A 14,377-nucleotide genomic window follows, 5' to 3' on the forward strand; every position below is an offset into this window, starting at 1 on the left:
TTGTATCGAAAGAATTATTTTTTCTCATCTTTTTTCGTCTGAGAGGTTTTCTTTTTTGCATCAGATTCTTTCTCTTTTTTCTCCTGATCGGCTTTTGACTGCTCTTTTTGTTCAGCTGTTTCATCTGTTTGGCTTGCATCTGAGGAGTCATTGGTGCTCGTCTCCGTTGTTTCTTTTTCTTCATACTTCGCCATTTCCTTAATGATTGGGTCTAGCTGTTTTTGTTTTTCTTCAGCAGATAGGCTGTCGTCATTTTGAATTTCATTGCGGTAGGCGACGAGTGCTGTAAATATGTATCGGTCGTCCCCGAGCACCCTTGCAATATCCAGAGCTTCCTTGCTATTGCCTTGTCCAATATGAATCCAGAACAGGAAGTATTGCGGGTCTGTCTGCAATGTGTACGTATCCGTGATTTCTTTTTTGTGCTGGTCAAGCAATAGATTCCCTTGATTCGTTTGCACATACGAAATGGCCAGTTCATATTGAAGAGAGACTGGCATTTGATCGGCTTTGTATTTTTCGAGCGTATCCACCACTTGGCTGTACTGTTTGTTGAGATAATATTTGTTCGCTTCCACATACGCTTCTTGTTTCGGCATGGCGAAAAAGAACGTGTAAATGGTATACACCAATGCAGGAATCAAAAGAACAAGGAGACCAAGTCCAATGTATCGTTCAATCTTCCATTTCTTTTTTGGAATGGTTAAGAGCGTCTTTTCTTTTGCTTCGATGGCTTCTATTTTTTGTTGAATCAAAGCAGACAATTCTTCCAGCGACTGTGTATCACTTATTTCCTTTGCCTGCTCAGATAATTTCAACGTATCATGATAAGCCAAATATTCTTGAAACTGATATTCATGGTCCACCACTCGAAGAATGACGGCTTTGACCTCTTTTAACAAACGTTGTTGGTCGGTTTCATATGGCGGGATGCTTTCTTTGACCCCGTAATGCAAAAATGCAGGCGCTAAGCCTTGATGAAAAACAATGTTTTCAGGAGAAACAATAGGATGCAGCCGCTTCACGTCGTGTTTGCACACTGCATCGACAAGCTGGTATGAAAAAATCCATTTGCTTTTTTCATCCTTTGCATGGATGAAACGAAATTCCTGATAGGCAGGAGGCGGTTGAATCGAAATGATGACCTCACCTTCGGTTAATTGGATCTCTTTTTTAAATGAAGGATTGATGTCTTTAATCGGTGCCGCTTCTAAACCGTCTAAGAGTTTAATTGTCTCTCTTTGAAAAATGAAGGTGTAAGTGCCTTCCTCTTTTTTCATGACTGCTTCTAATTGTTCTTCTAAATAGGAACTCTTTTTATCTGCCATTTACAAAAGTCCTTTCATAGTATTTCCAGCCTGTCTCCTGTGGTGATTCCACAGTCTGACAGCTTATATTCGCCTGAAAACACAGCTTTCTTATTGACTACACGCACCCATCCGCCATCTCGTTTAGGTAGTGAGATTTGTTTTGCCTGCCAGGCGATATGGATGACTTGTTTAATATGTAAATAATTTGATAGTCTCAAATCAAACACACTGCCATCATAGTTTTTTAAGTCGATGGTAATATCGATATACACAAATTTCCACCTCACAAAATAGAAAGAGCGCCGGCATCAACTGACAGACTCGGCGCTTTTTCTGCTTTTCACACTTAGAAAGGAAATCCCTTTGATTAGCCGCGAATTTGGCTAGCGATGTCTTGGTCAGTGCTTTCAAGTGTATTTGCAGTTTGATCAAGCTGATTGCTGACATCTGTTAATAGATCAGACATTTTGATGAATGAAGGTTTTAGCTGTTCGTATTGATCAGCGAATGCTTCACTAGAAGCACCTTCCCACATTCCTTTTAGGTCAGAGATCATTCTATTTAGACGATCAACTTGGTTTAACACTTCTTGACTTTCAACACCATATTGCTTAGCGGTCGCTCTTAGTTCTTCTGGGGTTACGCGAATAATTCCTGACATATTCCTCATTACCTCCCGTGCATAGCCGCCATATAATGGGCTAATCCACTTATTTTTTGACGTTATTATTATAAAAACAGAAATGATACACAGTCAAACAAATCTGTTTTTATTTTACAAAATGAGTCTATAGAATTACTGTTTTTTCGCTCTTTATCTAGTATTTAACAATTTTTTGGTCATATATTCTTAATAAAAGGGCGTGCACTTCGATGAACCTTTCCGCCTATTGATTTTTTACTACATTATTATTGTACTATTTCTTTTTGTGATAAACGCATGACCAATGTGCTCATTTCTCAAGCTTTTTGTTTTTTTAATGATTATGGCATTTTCTTGTTGATTTACGTACCTGATTCTCTTCATAATGTAAGTACGTGAAATATTCGAAAAAGCAGGGGTTTTTTATGACAAAAAAGACAGATCCATTTAAGTATAGCCTTGATCGTTTAGAGGATGTGGCAGACCAAATTAGTGATGTGCTCAATTGCCCTATTACTATAGAAGATACTCATCATCGATTATTAGCCTATAGCACACATAATGATTTCACTGATCCCGCCAGAACTTCAACCATTATCTCCCGCCGTGTACCGGAAAAAGTCATTAATCGGCTTTGGAAAGACGGTATCATTCCTACACTCCTTAAAACAGATGAACCGCTTCGCGTACCTCAAATTGCAGAAGTCGGTCTATCCAGCAGGGTTGCCATTTCCATATGGAAAGACAAAGAGGTGCTCGGTTTTATCTGGGCAATTGAATCCACGCAGCCTTTTTCAGATGAAGAAATGGACCTTCTCAAGATGGCAGCACATGCCGTGAAAAACAAATTACTCAATTTACAAATTCGAAAAACGAAAACAGAAGAACGCAATCAGGAGCTATTTTGGAAGATGCTCACAGGACATATTCATGAAAAGGATGAGATGCTTGATCTCTTCTTGAGGCTTGGGATGAGGTGTCCAGACACGTATGCGATTATTATTTTTCGCCTTCGTGATGAACTGACAGAAGATACGGAAAAGAAGCTCTCCTATCTGCTTGAAACAACGCAGCAAGTGCAGGTGCTGTTAACGACTGTTGATTTTAACGAATTCATTATTCTTGTCTCGCCAAAAACAGAACATCCGCTTCAAGATATTAAACAATTCACAAGCGGCATGCTAAAGCAGTTGTCTGATCGGTATCAGCTCCATGACGTTCAAGCGGCCATTGGTGGAATTTACGATCACATTACTCATATTCAGCCATCCTATAAAGAAGCACTGGCCGTCTTAAAAACAAAAGAACGCTTTCCTGTGGAAACAGAACGATTAAACAGCTTTTCTGAACTGGGAATTTATCAATACTTAGATGTGCTGGCTGAAAAACGAAAGGGATCGTCTTATTCCAGTTACTCTTTATCAAAGCTTGAGGATTACGATCTCAGGCATCATTCCAACCTTGTCGAGACCCTTGAACGATTTATTGATTGTGACAGCAACGCCAATATCGCCGCAAAGCAGTTAAATATTCATATCAACACATTGAATTATAGACTGAAGCGGATTACGGACATTGCAGAAATTGATTTAAAAAACATGAATGAGAAAATGACTATTTATCTTGATATGAAGCTAAAAAACGTCCCTTTGTGAAATTTCACAAAGAGGCGTTTTTTAATTTTTTCATTCAACCGAAGAATTTTCTAAACTTTCAGGATACACTAGACATACAATATCAATAGATAAGCATAGGAGGAATTGATATGATCATCGGCATTCCGAAAGAGATTAAGAACAATGAAAACCGTGTCGCATTAACACCAGGAGCAGCATCTCAATTGCTTTCAGCTGGACACCAGATTTTAATTGAAACGAACGCTGGTTTTGGAAGCGGATTCACTGATGACGATTATGTATCTGTTGGTGCAGAGATTCTTGATCAAGCGAAAGATGTGTGGGCATCTTCTGATATGATTATGAAGGTAAAAGAACCATTACCAGAAGAATATTCATATTTCAGAGAAGGTCTGATCTTATTTACGTACTTGCACCTTGCAGCAGAGCCCTCCTTGGCTGAAGCATTAAAACAAAAAGGTGTAACAGCCATTGCTTATGAAACGGTAACGGACGGAAAATCACTCCCTCTATTAACGCCAATGTCTGAAGTAGCAGGTAGAATGGCTGCTCAGATTGGTGCTCAATTTTTAGAAAAGCCAAAAGGCGGAAAAGGCATTTTGCTCGCCGGCGTGCCAGGAGTATCGAGGGGGAAAGTCACCATTATTGGCGGCGGTGTCGTTGGAACAAATGCAGCGAAAATGGCGATCGGACTTGGCGCAGATGTCACCCTTATTGATGTAAATGCAGAACGATTACGTCAGCTGGACGATCAGTTTGGCCATCAAATGAAAACGTTAATGTCTAATCCTGTTAACATTGCAGATTCAGTGAGCGAGGCAGACCTGCTCATTTGTGCGGTTCTCATCCCAGGTGCTAAAGCACCAACCCTTGTCACAGAAGAAATGGTGAAACAAATGAAGCCTGGTTCTGTCATTGTCGATGTAGCCATTGACCAAGGCGGGATTGTGGAAACAATCGATCATATTACAACACATGATCAGCCTACTTATGAAAAGCACGGCATTTTACATTATGCTGTTGCCAATATGCCAGGAGCGGTTCCGAGAACATCGACAGTTGCTTTAACAAACGTCACGGTCCCATACGCACTGCAGATTGCAAATAAAGGCGCTGCAAAAGCGATCAAAGAAAACAAGGCGATTGCTGAAGGCGTCAATGTGATGAACGGACATATCACCTATGAAGCTGTCGCTCGTGATCTCGGCTATGATTATGTGCCTGTTAGTAAAGCCCTTGAAACCTCTTCCATGACCGAAGCTTAATATCTAGTCCGCCCTTTTCAGGGGCGGGTTTTATTGTTAACCTAAAATAAAAATGAGTTGACAAAAGAACCTCTTCCCCTTAATCTATTTGTACAGATAAGACAGGGGGAAATATCATGCAAAAGAAGACAAGAACAGCTGACTTTGTGCTCGTCGGGATGTTTGCTGCGCTCATGGCTATCGGAGCCAATATCACATCCATTGTGCCATTTTTACAGGTCGGCGGAATCCCACTTACGATGCAGCCGTTTTTTTGTGTGCTTGCTGGTCTTTTGCTGGGCAGACGACTTGGCGCATTGGCCATGATTGTCTATGCTCTTGTTGGGATCGCTGGTGCACCTGTATTCGCACAGTTCTCGGCGGGTCTCGGCGTTATTTTAGGAAAAAGCGGTGGCTTTGTGTTATCATACATTCCTGCTGCTTGGCTTGCCGGATTCATTCTTGAAAAAAGACAAAACCCTGGTTTTGGCCGCTTTTTATTTGCAGCCATTGCAGGAACGACCGTGATGTATGTGATCGGGACAACTTATACATACATCGCATTAAATGTATGGCTGAACGCACCAATCTCTTATCAAACCACATGGTTCTTCATGATGTGGTTTATGGTAAAAGACTATGCACTGACCATCCTCCTTGCGATGCTGGCACCTAAAATTTATCGATCTGTTTCAAAAGCCACATCCTTTCGAAAAGAACAAACAGCTTCCTAATATCAGAAAAGGTTCCTTTACTCTATGAGTAAGGAACCTTTTTTCATTTATAGCATAATTGCCGCAAGCCAGCCGAACAAGACGAGCGGGATATTATAAAAGGCGAATGTTGGGACACATGTACCCCAAATGTGGTGATGCTGTCCATCCATATTCAGTCCAGATGTTGGTCCGAGTGTACTGTCGCTTGCAGGTGAACCTGCATCTCCTACCGCCGCAGCTGAACCAATAATCGCAATAGTCGCCATTGGGCTGAACCCTAAGTGTAAACAAAGCGGTACAAAGATCGTCGTAATAATCGGAATCGTTGCAAATGATGAGCCAATGCCCATTGTCACTAGCAGACCCACCAGTAGCATTAAAATGGCCGCTAAGCTTTGGCTGTTTCCGATAAATTGAGAAGATGCCTTGACGAGAGATTCAATATCTCCTGTTTTCGTTAAAACATTGGCAAATCCAGCTGCAACAAGCATGACAAATCCGATAAATGCCATCATGTTCATGCCAGATGTAATCAGCGCATCTGCTTCATCGCGTTTCATCATTCCCGTTACAAACAAGACAAGCAAGCCTGCAAGCGCACCGAAGATCATCCCTTCGACTCCAAGGCTTTGAGAGAGATATAACTGAACAATAAGTGATACAAGGATCGCAAGCCCAGCAAAGAATAAGCTCTTTTTTGTATATGCTGATTTTTCTACATCCGTAATGTCACGATTTTCATATGTTTTTGGCTTACGATAGACAAAGAGTGAAACGATCAAGCCAAGAACCATGCCGCCTACAGGAATCAGCATCGCATACGGAATGTCTGCTAAATTCACTGTTAAACCTGCATCTTTCATGTTGTCACGAAGCATTCCGTGAAAAATCTGTCCAAAACCGACCGGAAGTAAAATATATGGTGCAGTAAGTCCGAAAGTCATCACACATGCTAGCAGTCTGCGGTCAATTTGAAGCTCGTTAAACACCTTTAATAATGGCGGGATTAAGACCGGAATAAAGGCAATATGAACAGGAACAACGTTTTGAGAAAAACAAGATACGATCAAAATGACCAGAATAATGAGCACTTTTGATAATGTTTTTCTTCTTGAATCGCCTTCTTTTCCAAGAAGCTTCACAGCTCCTTCGACCATGGCATCAGGAAGACCCGTTTTCGTCAATGCAGCTGCGAATGCACCTAATAGTGCGTAACTAATCGCCACTGTCGCATTTCCGCCAAGACCGTCAGTGAACGCTTGAACTGTTCCCCCTAGACCTAATCCACCTGCAAGTCCGCCCGCTAAAGCGCCAAGTGCCAGCGCAATCACGACATTGACCCGCAGCAAGCTTAATATCAACATTAAAACAACCGCTAAAACAACTGCATTCATGGTGAAACCTCCGAAATCCTTTAGTTTACTAATGTAGTAGATAATTAAAGTACCAACGTATGTTACCATAGAAAATTTACTTCGTCAAATGGCGTATGTCCTACATAAAAAGCTCTGCCAGTTGGCAGAGCTTCCATCGTTATTTCTTCGGTTCAAATCGTTCCACAAATGTTGCTAATGATCTGACCATCACACCTGTTGCTCCTGTTGGTCCAAAGCATGAAGGCTTTTCTGTCGTGGCTGTTCCTGCAATATCTAAGTGAACCCAAGGGGTGTCTTCAGCGAATTCCCCAATGAATGCACCTGCCATGATCGCATGACCATCACGACCTGGTGAGTTATTCAGATCAGCCATTTTGCTGTTTCTTACTCGTTTTTTATCTTTTTCGGTGATTGGCAGCTGCCAAATCATTTCCCCGCATTCTTCTGATGCCTCTTTAAACTGGGCATACAGTTCATCGTTATTGGTCATTACGCCTGTTGTTTCATTCCCAAGTGCCACAATGACACCGCCTGTTAATGTCGCAACATCCACAAGCACAGAGGCACCATGCTGCTTCGCATAGGTCACACCATCTGCTAAAACAAGACGACCTTCTGCATCCGTGTTAAGCACTTCGATTGTTTTGCCGCTTAGTGAGACAATGACGTCATCTGGCTTCATCGCATCTGCTGAGACCATATTATCTGTTGAGGCGATGACCGCAATGACATTCTGCTCTGGACGAAGTTCACCGATGATTTCCATTGCGCCTAAAACAGAGGCTGAACCGCCCATATCTGTTTTCATCCCCACCATACTTGCTCTTGGCTTTAAGGAATACCCGCCTGTATCATACGTAATGCCTTTACCGACAAGACCGATGACGTCTGTCCATTCTTCCTTGCCTTGATATTTCAATACAATTAGCTTCGGTGGTTCTGTTGAGCCTCTATTAACGGCTAGAATACCGCCCATTCCGAGCTCTTCCATTTGTTCTTTATCTAAAATTTCAATCTCGAATTCATATTTATAAGCAAGCTCTGCCGCATAGGATGCAAGATCAGAGGACGTGAGCATGTTCGGCGGCATATTCACAAGTGTACGAGCCGAATTGACCGATTGTCCGTAGACTTCGCCCACTTTCAGACTTGCCTGAATTTCTGCAGCATCATGATCCGTTGTTGCATAAACAAATTCGATAAAGCGATCCGGTTCATTCGTTTTATGTTTAAAATCTTGTAATTCATATGTAGCTAAAAGGCAGCTTTCAGAAAGGGCATGGGCTGCATCTTGAACAGGCAGATCCTTTCCTGTAAATGTATCAAGCAAAACCGAAACTGCTTGCTTTTTATCTTGATGAAGCTTTTTAAATAAATGCGCAAACACTTCCTTTGCCTCTTCAAACGTGTAATCTGACTCCTTCCCAAGCCCGACAAAATAAATGCGTTTAATGCCGGTTTCAGGGGATGGGAAAAATTTCGAAAGCTGATTTCGCTTAGACGAAATATCGCCTTCTTTTAATAATTCAGTGATTCTTCCTCCATGTAACTCATCCATTTCTTTTGCTTTTCCTGATAATTGGCTCTTTTGAAAAAGTCCGATGGCCAGTGTATCTTTATGTTGCAACTCATTTGTCGAGAAAAACATATTTATCACACGCTCCTTCAATGAACTCCATATTTCACATTGGAACTTCTATTATATCAAAATTTATGTGCTGATACGATCATTGCCAGCCTGTCTTCCCTTGAAGAACATTTATATTTTGGCACGCGGAAGGGCATCATGAAAAAGCGGCAGCGATCCATAGCAGCCTGTCCATGGTCTCCTCGTTCCACATCTACTTTCTTTAATGTTATAATGAACATGGACTTGGCAACAGTTCTTACTGCCATCATTTTTTTATCTTACTAGGGTAAATACTTTATCATTTCGCACGTTATTTTTTCTTAAAGAGAGGATGTTTCTTGTTCATGAGCGTACTGACGAATTTCCCGCTGCTTGCCAGCCTTGCAGCCATCTTTTTTGCACAATTTGTAAAAGTACCGATTCAATTTATCATTTCTAGACGACTAGATTGGTCGCTCATTACAAGCACAGGCGGAATGCCAAGTTCACACTCCGCAGCAGTAACAGCACTCTCAACAGCAGTTGCTTTAGAGCACGGGCTAGGAACATCTATTTTTGCCATTTCCGCCATCTTTGCCATTATTACAATGTTTGATGCGACAGGTGTTCGCAGACAGGCAGGAGAACAGGCAACTGTCCTGAACAAACTGGTCACAGATTTTAACCGGTTTGTTGCCGAGGCAAAGAACTTCCCAAATGCGGAAGAAAAAGAGAAGCAAAAGAAATTGAAAGAGCTTCTTGGGCATAAGCCGATTGAAGTCTTCTTCGGCGGCTTAACAGGAATCTTGCTCACACTCATCTTAGATTATTACTTCATGTAGAAACGAAAAAGCTTTGGACCTTTTGAGATCCAAAGCTTTTTTATTCTTTATTGGCTTGAAACTGCTGCCGGAACACTTGCATCGATTCTGCTTCATTCAACTGATTTAAGTCTTTTTCTGTCAGCGTCCCTTCACCCTTTTTAATCACATAAACGTCCAGCACCTTTTTACCCCATTCTCTATACACATCATCAACCGTTTCATAATATAAATCAAGCTTATGACCTTTAATCGCTTTCCCAGTATCTGCGACTACACCATAGCCATAATTGGGGATAAACAGGACAGTTCCTATCGGAAAGACAGATGGGTCCGCTGCCACGGTTGAATATAAATCACGTTTTACTTTGACGCCTGAATATGTAATGCCATATGCATGATGTTCTTTCGTCTTACCTGTTGATTCTACTCCTGCTGTATAACCTGTGGCGACAACCTTTTGCTTCGGATAATCGTTCCAATTAAATGCTTCTTCGAGAGAAACAGCACGCAAATCATCACTTTTCACCGCCATCGTCTGCCTTTTTGGATGCTTTAAAAAAGAAGATACGTGCTTACCGGCATCGGTCTCTTTCACCCATGCAGCGAGATCACTTGGTTCTACGCCAGATATGCCCGTAAAGCTTGTCATCAAGGCAAGCATAAACAGACCTGTCATGAACAATCGTTTCATCCATGTTTTCATTTCTATTTGTCACTCCTCTACCCATCTATTTGTTTCCAAACAAAATGGAAACTATGCAAAGGAGAAACAAAAAAACCCACTTGCGTGTAGACAAGTGAGTTAAAACATTTGATAGCCTCTTTTACGAAGGGCATTGATGACAAAACCTGAGGCAATGGCACCAATTAGACCACTTAATAAAATGATGATATCTGCCGCAGCAAGAGAAACGATGCGGTCTCCTATCCCGGAAAAAGCAATGCCTGGTTCTCTTACATAAGCGATCATCTTTTGATTATTGATAATGAAAAGGCATACAATTGGATATAAAATTGCCATAATCCATGACATTCTCAGCAGCATATTCAGCAAAAAGCCAATGCCGAAGAATAACACGAAAAATAAAATAACTGAAATGATAACGACTGGTAAACTGATCACTTCATCTCCACCCCCAAATATCCCATCATTAGTTTAACTTGGAAATAGAGATGAAGTCAATCAATGGAAAAAGCCGTAAGATTAATGCTTCTTTCCTGTCCCCTTACATTCCTCACATGTTTCTGATCCGCCGAGCAATAACTGAAAATATCCTTTTCCTGAACAATACTGACAAGTTGACTTTTTTTCTTTCGTTTGTGCATTCATATTGCTCACTCCTTAATCTAAATTTTCTGATAATTCATCATAACATATTTTTCTGTCCAGTACCAAGTGAGAAAATATTCCGTCAAACATGAAAAAACGTGTACCACAGGGATACACGTTTTTGTCTATATCGGTTTAGAAGAACTTGAATTTTCCTTTTTTCAGAACAAGTCCTGGTCCGCCAACCATGAATAATGAACGGTTGTCGATGATTTTTTTCATTGCAGAAGCTTTTGTTCCTTGAAGTTTTTTACCAAACGCAACACCTACAGCGTCGTGTTCACCAAGAGAAGCAACTGTTCCTTTGATGTCTGGCTTAAAGCTTTCAAGCGTGCCACCTTTTACTAGTGCTGCAAGGTTTTTCGCTACTGTTTCACCTTGCTGCATCGCAATTTGTGCAGTAGGTGGGTATGGACGATTAATTTCTTCATTGATGATTAATGAGCAGTCACCGATGATGAATACATCTTCATTTTCTGGTACACGAAGATCTGGAGACACTTTTACGCGGCCGCGCATGTTTTCAAATCCAGCTTCTTCAACGATTGGGTTACCACGTACACCAGCAGCCCATACAACAGTTTCAGCTTTGATTTCTTCTGTATCATCGTCTTTTCCAACAATGATGCCTTCAGGCGTACATTCTTTGATCGCTGTACCGATTTTGAACTCAACACCTTTACCTTGAAGGTAGTTCATCGCATAGTCGATCAATTCAGGATCAAATCCTGGAAGAGCTGTTGGTGCAGCTTCTACACAGATAATACGCACGTCTTTTTGATCAATATCATACTCTTTGCAAAGCTCAGGTACACGGTTTCCAAGCTCACCAAGGAACTCAATACCTGTGAAGCCTGCACCGCCGACAACGATAGTTAGACGCTCTGGGCGCTTTTCAGCATCTGTATTATAAGTCGCAAATTGAAGCTCAATATGCTCACGAAGCTGACGAGCAGAGTTAATGTTAGAGATTGAGAATGCATATTCTTTCAGTCCTGCAATACCAAATGTTTCAGGAACAGCACCAAGCGCAACAACAAGGTAGTCATAAGAAAGTTCGCCATCTGATGTCACAACTTTCTTCTCTTCCTTATTAATGCTTTCAACTGTTGCTTGTACAAAGTTGACACGGGAACTGTTAATCACATCTTTGATTTGATAACGACAACGGTCATGATGAAGAGTACCTGCACTTGCTTCATGTAACCATGTTGTTTCGTAATGATAATTGTGCTTGTTCACAAGAGTAATATCCGCATCATTTGTGCCAAGCTGTTTTGTTAATCTTGTTACAGTCATTAATCCGCCATAACCTGCACCTAATACAACGATTTTCGGTTTATTCACTGGAATCACATCCACCTTTTTTAAATTTGCTGTAAAACGGATAAAGAATTACATATCGTTATTCTCAACCGCTTTGCGGCATTTTATGAAATTTAAACAAAAAAATAAGTATGTGAAAATCTGAACTTTCACCTACAAAAAACGAAAGCATTTGACCGTATCCGACAAAAATTCATAAAAAATTAATATTTAGTTCCCTTAACAATAATAGCGAGTTCTGCTCCTTTTTTCAAGGCTTTAAACTGAAAATCCTTAGGATAAACGGTCTTTCTCTCTTTTTTCCCCTTTTCACAGCATCGGCATCAAAAAACGACAAGTTTTTCAAAACAAGTCAAACGACGATATGTGGTATGATATGATATAGTGATAACAATTTTCATTTGGGAGGATTAAGGAATGCAAGAAGATTCTAAGGTATATGACATTACCGTTATCGGGGGCGGCCCAGTCGGATTGTTTACTGCGTTTTACGGAGGCATGAGACAGGCAAGTGTGAAAATCATTGAAAGCCTTCCTCAGCTCGGCGGTCAACTATCCGCTCTTTACCCTGAAAAATACATTTATGATGTGGCTGGTTTCCCAAAAATCCGCGCACAAGAATTAGTTGATAATTTAAAGGAACAAATGGATAAATTTGATCAAACCATTTGCTTAGAGCAAGCTGTGGAAACGGTTGAAAAACAAGCAGACGGTATCTTCAAACTCGTTACGAATCAAGAGGTTCATTATTCAAAAACGATCATCATTACAGCTGGTAACGGTGCATTCCAACCGAGAAAGCTTGAGCTAGATGCAGCAGAATCATTTGAAGGAAGCAACCTGCATTACTTCATCAATGATCTGAACCAATTCGCTGGCAGACGTGTCGCTGTTCTTGGCGGCGGAGACTCTGCGGTCGACTGGGCACTGATGCTTGAGCCAATCGCAAAAGAAGTATCGATTATTCACCGCCGTGATAAATTCCGTGCACATGAGCACAGTGTAGAAAACTTGCACAACTCGAAAGTCAATGTGCTGACACCATTTGTCCCAACGGAGCTCATTGGAGAAGACCGCATCGAACAAATTGTGCTTGAAGAAGTCAAAGGCGATAAAAAGCAAGTACTAGATGTGGACGACGTGATCGTCAACTTCGGTTTTGTTTCCTCCCTTGGACCAATCAAACAATGGGGCCTTGAAATCGAAAAGAACTCTATCGTGGTCAAATCCACAATGGAAACCAACATCGAAGGCTTCTATGCGGCAGGAGACATCTGTACGTATGAAGGAAAAGTCAAATTAATCGCAAGCGGATTTGGTGAAGCACCAACTGCTGTGAACAACGCCAAAGCTTACATGGATCCGAAAGCCCGTGTACAGCCGCTTCATTCCACAAGCTTATTTGAAAATAAATAAGAACGGATCAAAAAAAGGAGTCCCATCTGCGGAACTCCTTTTTTGTTTATTTAAAAATCCCAATATAGGCATTCGCCATTCCAAGTACCATTGCAGCAAGTAGCACCACAACAATTCCTGCCACAACCAAAATCACCCGATCCTTCACACGTTCCTTTTTCGGAAGCGGCTTGTCTATCCCGCAAGATGGACATGTTTTTGACCGATACGGAATCAGTTCATGACAGTTCCTGCAATTGATTTGTTCACTCAAACCTCAGCAACCTCTTTTCTGATGACAGTTTATGTTTGGTTCTCATGATACTCTTTTCGAGTGGAAATAGCCAGTTGTGAGGACAAGCTGTAACAAAATTGAGCGATTTACAAATTGTTTAAGAAGGAATGGAATGAATGAAGGTTTGATTGGTTCAACCGATATAAGAAGGAGAAGATTGTCATGAAGGATAGGTGGAAAGATGATAAAGCGTTTCATGATTAGTTTGAGCTTGTTACTGATGATTGGCGGTTCAGTTGAAGTGTTTGCAAAAGACTATAACAAACATTATGCTCAATTCGCTGCCGGATTGAATATGGATGTTGATCAGCTAGAACCTTTTTTAACACATGTGTCTACTTCGATTTTAGATGCTGGTTTGAGTGATCAAGAAATCAAACAGATACTCACCAACGTTCGAAAAATGAATAAAAACAATGAAACAAAAAGAATGGGCATCTTTGAAGTGGTTTATCTTGGAGAACGAGCCAAGATGAAAATTGAGGTTGAAGTTCATGTGGAAGATGGCAATAAAGAAGTGGTGATCTATATGTTTAGCACCCAAGATTTGGTGGATGTCTTGGATAAAGAACTAATGAAAATAGAAGAAGCCATTTGAGAAAGAGACGCTGAATGAGTGTCTCTTTTATATTTGTCTTTCTTAATAAAACAAAAAAAGCCTTCTTGTTCATA

The 14,377-nt window shown here is 41.0% G+C and carries 16 protein-coding genes; 6 read left to right on the top strand and 10 right to left on the bottom strand.

Annotated features, from left to right (window positions below):
• Window positions 1-14: 14 nt before the first annotated feature.
• The 3 genes from essB to NST09_RS14970 all read right to left on the bottom strand — a co-directional run bounded on the left by essB (window position 15) and on the right by NST09_RS14970 (window position 1,971).
• Window positions 15-1,328: a type VII secretion protein EssB gene (essB, locus tag NST09_RS14960; RefSeq protein ID WP_007500453.1), complete on the bottom strand. Its 1,314-nt coding sequence runs from the start codon at window positions 1,326-1,328 to the stop codon at window positions 15-17.
• A gap of 14 nt (window positions 1,329-1,342) precedes the next feature.
• Window positions 1,343-1,582 (bottom strand): EsaB/YukD family protein, encoded by a 240-nt coding sequence (locus tag NST09_RS14965; protein ID WP_008345897.1) that lies wholly within the window; start codon window positions 1,580-1,582, stop codon window positions 1,343-1,345.
• Between the two features lie 95 nt (window positions 1,583-1,677).
• Window positions 1,678-1,971, bottom strand: coding sequence for a WXG100 family type VII secretion target (locus NST09_RS14970; protein WP_003213769.1), 294 nt, complete (start codon window positions 1,969-1,971; stop codon window positions 1,678-1,680).
• Window positions 1,972-2,378: 407 nt separating this feature from the next.
• Here NST09_RS14970 and NST09_RS14975 point away from each other — a divergent pair, with 407 nt between their 5' ends.
• The 3 genes from NST09_RS14975 to NST09_RS14985 all read left to right on the top strand — a co-directional run bounded on the left by NST09_RS14975 (window position 2,379) and on the right by NST09_RS14985 (window position 5,568).
• A complete protein-coding gene (locus NST09_RS14975; RefSeq protein ID WP_007500450.1) occupies window positions 2,379-3,608 on the top strand; it encodes a PucR family transcriptional regulator in 1,230 nt (409 codons plus the stop codon).
• Between the two features lie 110 nt (window positions 3,609-3,718).
• Window positions 3,719-4,855 carry an alanine dehydrogenase gene (gene ald / locus NST09_RS14980; RefSeq protein ID WP_008345903.1) on the top strand — a complete coding sequence of 379 codons (1,137 nt, stop codon included), beginning with the start codon at window positions 3,719-3,721 and terminating at the stop codon, window positions 4,853-4,855.
• 116 nt (window positions 4,856-4,971) lie between these two features.
• Window positions 4,972-5,568 (top strand): biotin transporter BioY, encoded by a 597-nt coding sequence (locus tag NST09_RS14985; RefSeq protein WP_041091835.1) that lies wholly within the window; start codon window positions 4,972-4,974, stop codon window positions 5,566-5,568.
• Window positions 5,569-5,615: 47 nt separating this feature from the next.
• On the opposite strand, the gene NST09_RS14990 is transcribed toward NST09_RS14985, so the two are convergent.
• Window positions 5,616-6,944 (bottom strand): Na+/H+ antiporter family protein, encoded by a 1,329-nt coding sequence (locus tag NST09_RS14990; RefSeq protein ID WP_008345907.1) that lies wholly within the window; start codon window positions 6,942-6,944, stop codon window positions 5,616-5,618.
• A gap of 139 nt (window positions 6,945-7,083) precedes the next feature.
• Window positions 7,084-8,574 (bottom strand): leucyl aminopeptidase, encoded by a 1,491-nt coding sequence (locus NST09_RS14995; protein ID WP_008346787.1) that lies wholly within the window; start codon window positions 8,572-8,574, stop codon window positions 7,084-7,086.
• A gap of 326 nt (window positions 8,575-8,900) precedes the next feature.
• Here NST09_RS14995 and NST09_RS15000 point away from each other — a divergent pair, with 326 nt between their 5' ends.
• On the top strand, window positions 8,901-9,377 hold the full coding sequence (locus tag NST09_RS15000) for a divergent PAP2 family protein (RefSeq protein WP_008346791.1): 477 nt from the start codon (window positions 8,901-8,903) through the stop codon (window positions 9,375-9,377).
• A 40-nt stretch (window positions 9,378-9,417) separates the two neighbouring features.
• Here the strand turns inward: NST09_RS15000 and NST09_RS15005 are convergent, their stop codons facing one another.
• From NST09_RS15005 to NST09_RS15020, 4 genes are all read right to left on the bottom strand, one after another.
• On the bottom strand, window positions 9,418-10,062 hold the full coding sequence (locus tag NST09_RS15005; protein ID WP_017358926.1) for a 3D domain-containing protein: 645 nt from the start codon (window positions 10,060-10,062) through the stop codon (window positions 9,418-9,420).
• A 99-nt stretch (window positions 10,063-10,161) separates the two neighbouring features.
• A complete protein-coding gene (locus NST09_RS15010; RefSeq protein ID WP_003212933.1) occupies window positions 10,162-10,482 on the bottom strand; it encodes a YuiB family protein in 321 nt (106 codons plus the stop codon).
• Between the two features lie 81 nt (window positions 10,483-10,563).
• Window positions 10,564-10,689, bottom strand: a complete 126-nt coding sequence (locus NST09_RS15015; protein WP_008346797.1) for a YuiA family protein — start codon at window positions 10,687-10,689, stop codon at window positions 10,564-10,566.
• Between the two features lie 135 nt (window positions 10,690-10,824).
• Window positions 10,825-12,042, bottom strand: a complete 1,218-nt coding sequence (locus NST09_RS15020; protein ID WP_162149727.1) for an NAD(P)/FAD-dependent oxidoreductase — start codon at window positions 12,040-12,042, stop codon at window positions 10,825-10,827.
• A gap of 390 nt (window positions 12,043-12,432) precedes the next feature.
• Here NST09_RS15020 and yumC point away from each other — a divergent pair, with 390 nt between their 5' ends.
• Window positions 12,433-13,431: a ferredoxin--NADP reductase 2 gene (gene yumC, locus NST09_RS15025; protein WP_008357239.1), complete on the top strand. Its 999-nt coding sequence runs from the start codon at window positions 12,433-12,435 to the stop codon at window positions 13,429-13,431.
• Between the two features lie 46 nt (window positions 13,432-13,477).
• Here the strand turns inward: yumC and NST09_RS15030 are convergent, their stop codons facing one another.
• Window positions 13,478-13,684 (bottom strand): hypothetical protein, encoded by a 207-nt coding sequence (locus tag NST09_RS15030; RefSeq protein ID WP_008346803.1) that lies wholly within the window; start codon window positions 13,682-13,684, stop codon window positions 13,478-13,480.
• Window positions 13,685-13,886: 202 nt separating this feature from the next.
• Between NST09_RS15030 and NST09_RS15035 the strand changes: the two genes are divergently transcribed.
• The gene (locus NST09_RS15035) at window positions 13,887-14,303 is read left to right on the top strand and encodes a hypothetical protein (RefSeq protein ID WP_217816343.1); all 417 of its coding nucleotides are present in this window, start codon (window positions 13,887-13,889) and stop codon (window positions 14,301-14,303) included.
• The last annotated feature ends 74 nt before the right edge of the window (window positions 14,304-14,377 follow it).

This window comes from Bacillus sp. FSL W7-1346, from assembly GCF_038593335.1.
In the GTDB taxonomy this organism is placed as follows: Bacteria; Bacillota; Bacilli; order Bacillales; family Bacillaceae; genus Bacillus; species Bacillus altitudinis.

Excerpts from the sequence above, each read along its gene's own strand:
- ald (WP_008345903.1), top strand. The coding sequence starts at position 3,719 with ATGATCATCGGCATTCCGAAAGAGATTAAGAACAATGAAAACCGTGTC.
- NST09_RS15005 (WP_017358926.1), bottom strand. The coding sequence starts at position 10,062 with ATGAAAACATGGATGAAACGATTGTTCATGACAGGTCTGTTTATGCTT.
- essB (WP_007500453.1), bottom strand. The coding sequence starts at position 1,328 with ATGGCAGATAAAAAGAGTTCCTATTTAGAAGAACAATTAGAAGCAGTC.
- NST09_RS15000 (WP_008346791.1), top strand. The coding sequence starts at position 8,901 with ATGAGCGTACTGACGAATTTCCCGCTGCTTGCCAGCCTTGCAGCCATC.
- NST09_RS14995 (WP_008346787.1), bottom strand. The coding sequence starts at position 8,574 with ATGTTTTTCTCGACAAATGAGTTGCAACATAAAGATACACTGGCCATC.
- NST09_RS14985 (WP_041091835.1), top strand. The coding sequence starts at position 4,972 with ATGCAAAAGAAGACAAGAACAGCTGACTTTGTGCTCGTCGGGATGTTT.
- NST09_RS15015 (WP_008346797.1), bottom strand. The coding sequence starts at position 10,689 with ATGAATGCACAAACGAAAGAAAAAAAGTCAACTTGTCAGTATTGTTCA.
- yumC (WP_008357239.1), top strand. The coding sequence starts at position 12,433 with ATGCAAGAAGATTCTAAGGTATATGACATTACCGTTATCGGGGGCGGC.
- NST09_RS14990 (WP_008345907.1), bottom strand. The coding sequence starts at position 6,944 with ATGAATGCAGTTGTTTTAGCGGTTGTTTTAATGTTGATATTAAGCTTG.
- NST09_RS15035 (WP_217816343.1), top strand. The coding sequence starts at position 13,887 with ATGATAAAGCGTTTCATGATTAGTTTGAGCTTGTTACTGATGATTGGC.
- NST09_RS14975 (WP_007500450.1), top strand. The coding sequence starts at position 2,379 with ATGACAAAAAAGACAGATCCATTTAAGTATAGCCTTGATCGTTTAGAG.
- NST09_RS14970 (WP_003213769.1), bottom strand. The coding sequence starts at position 1,971 with ATGTCAGGAATTATTCGCGTAACCCCAGAAGAACTAAGAGCGACCGCT.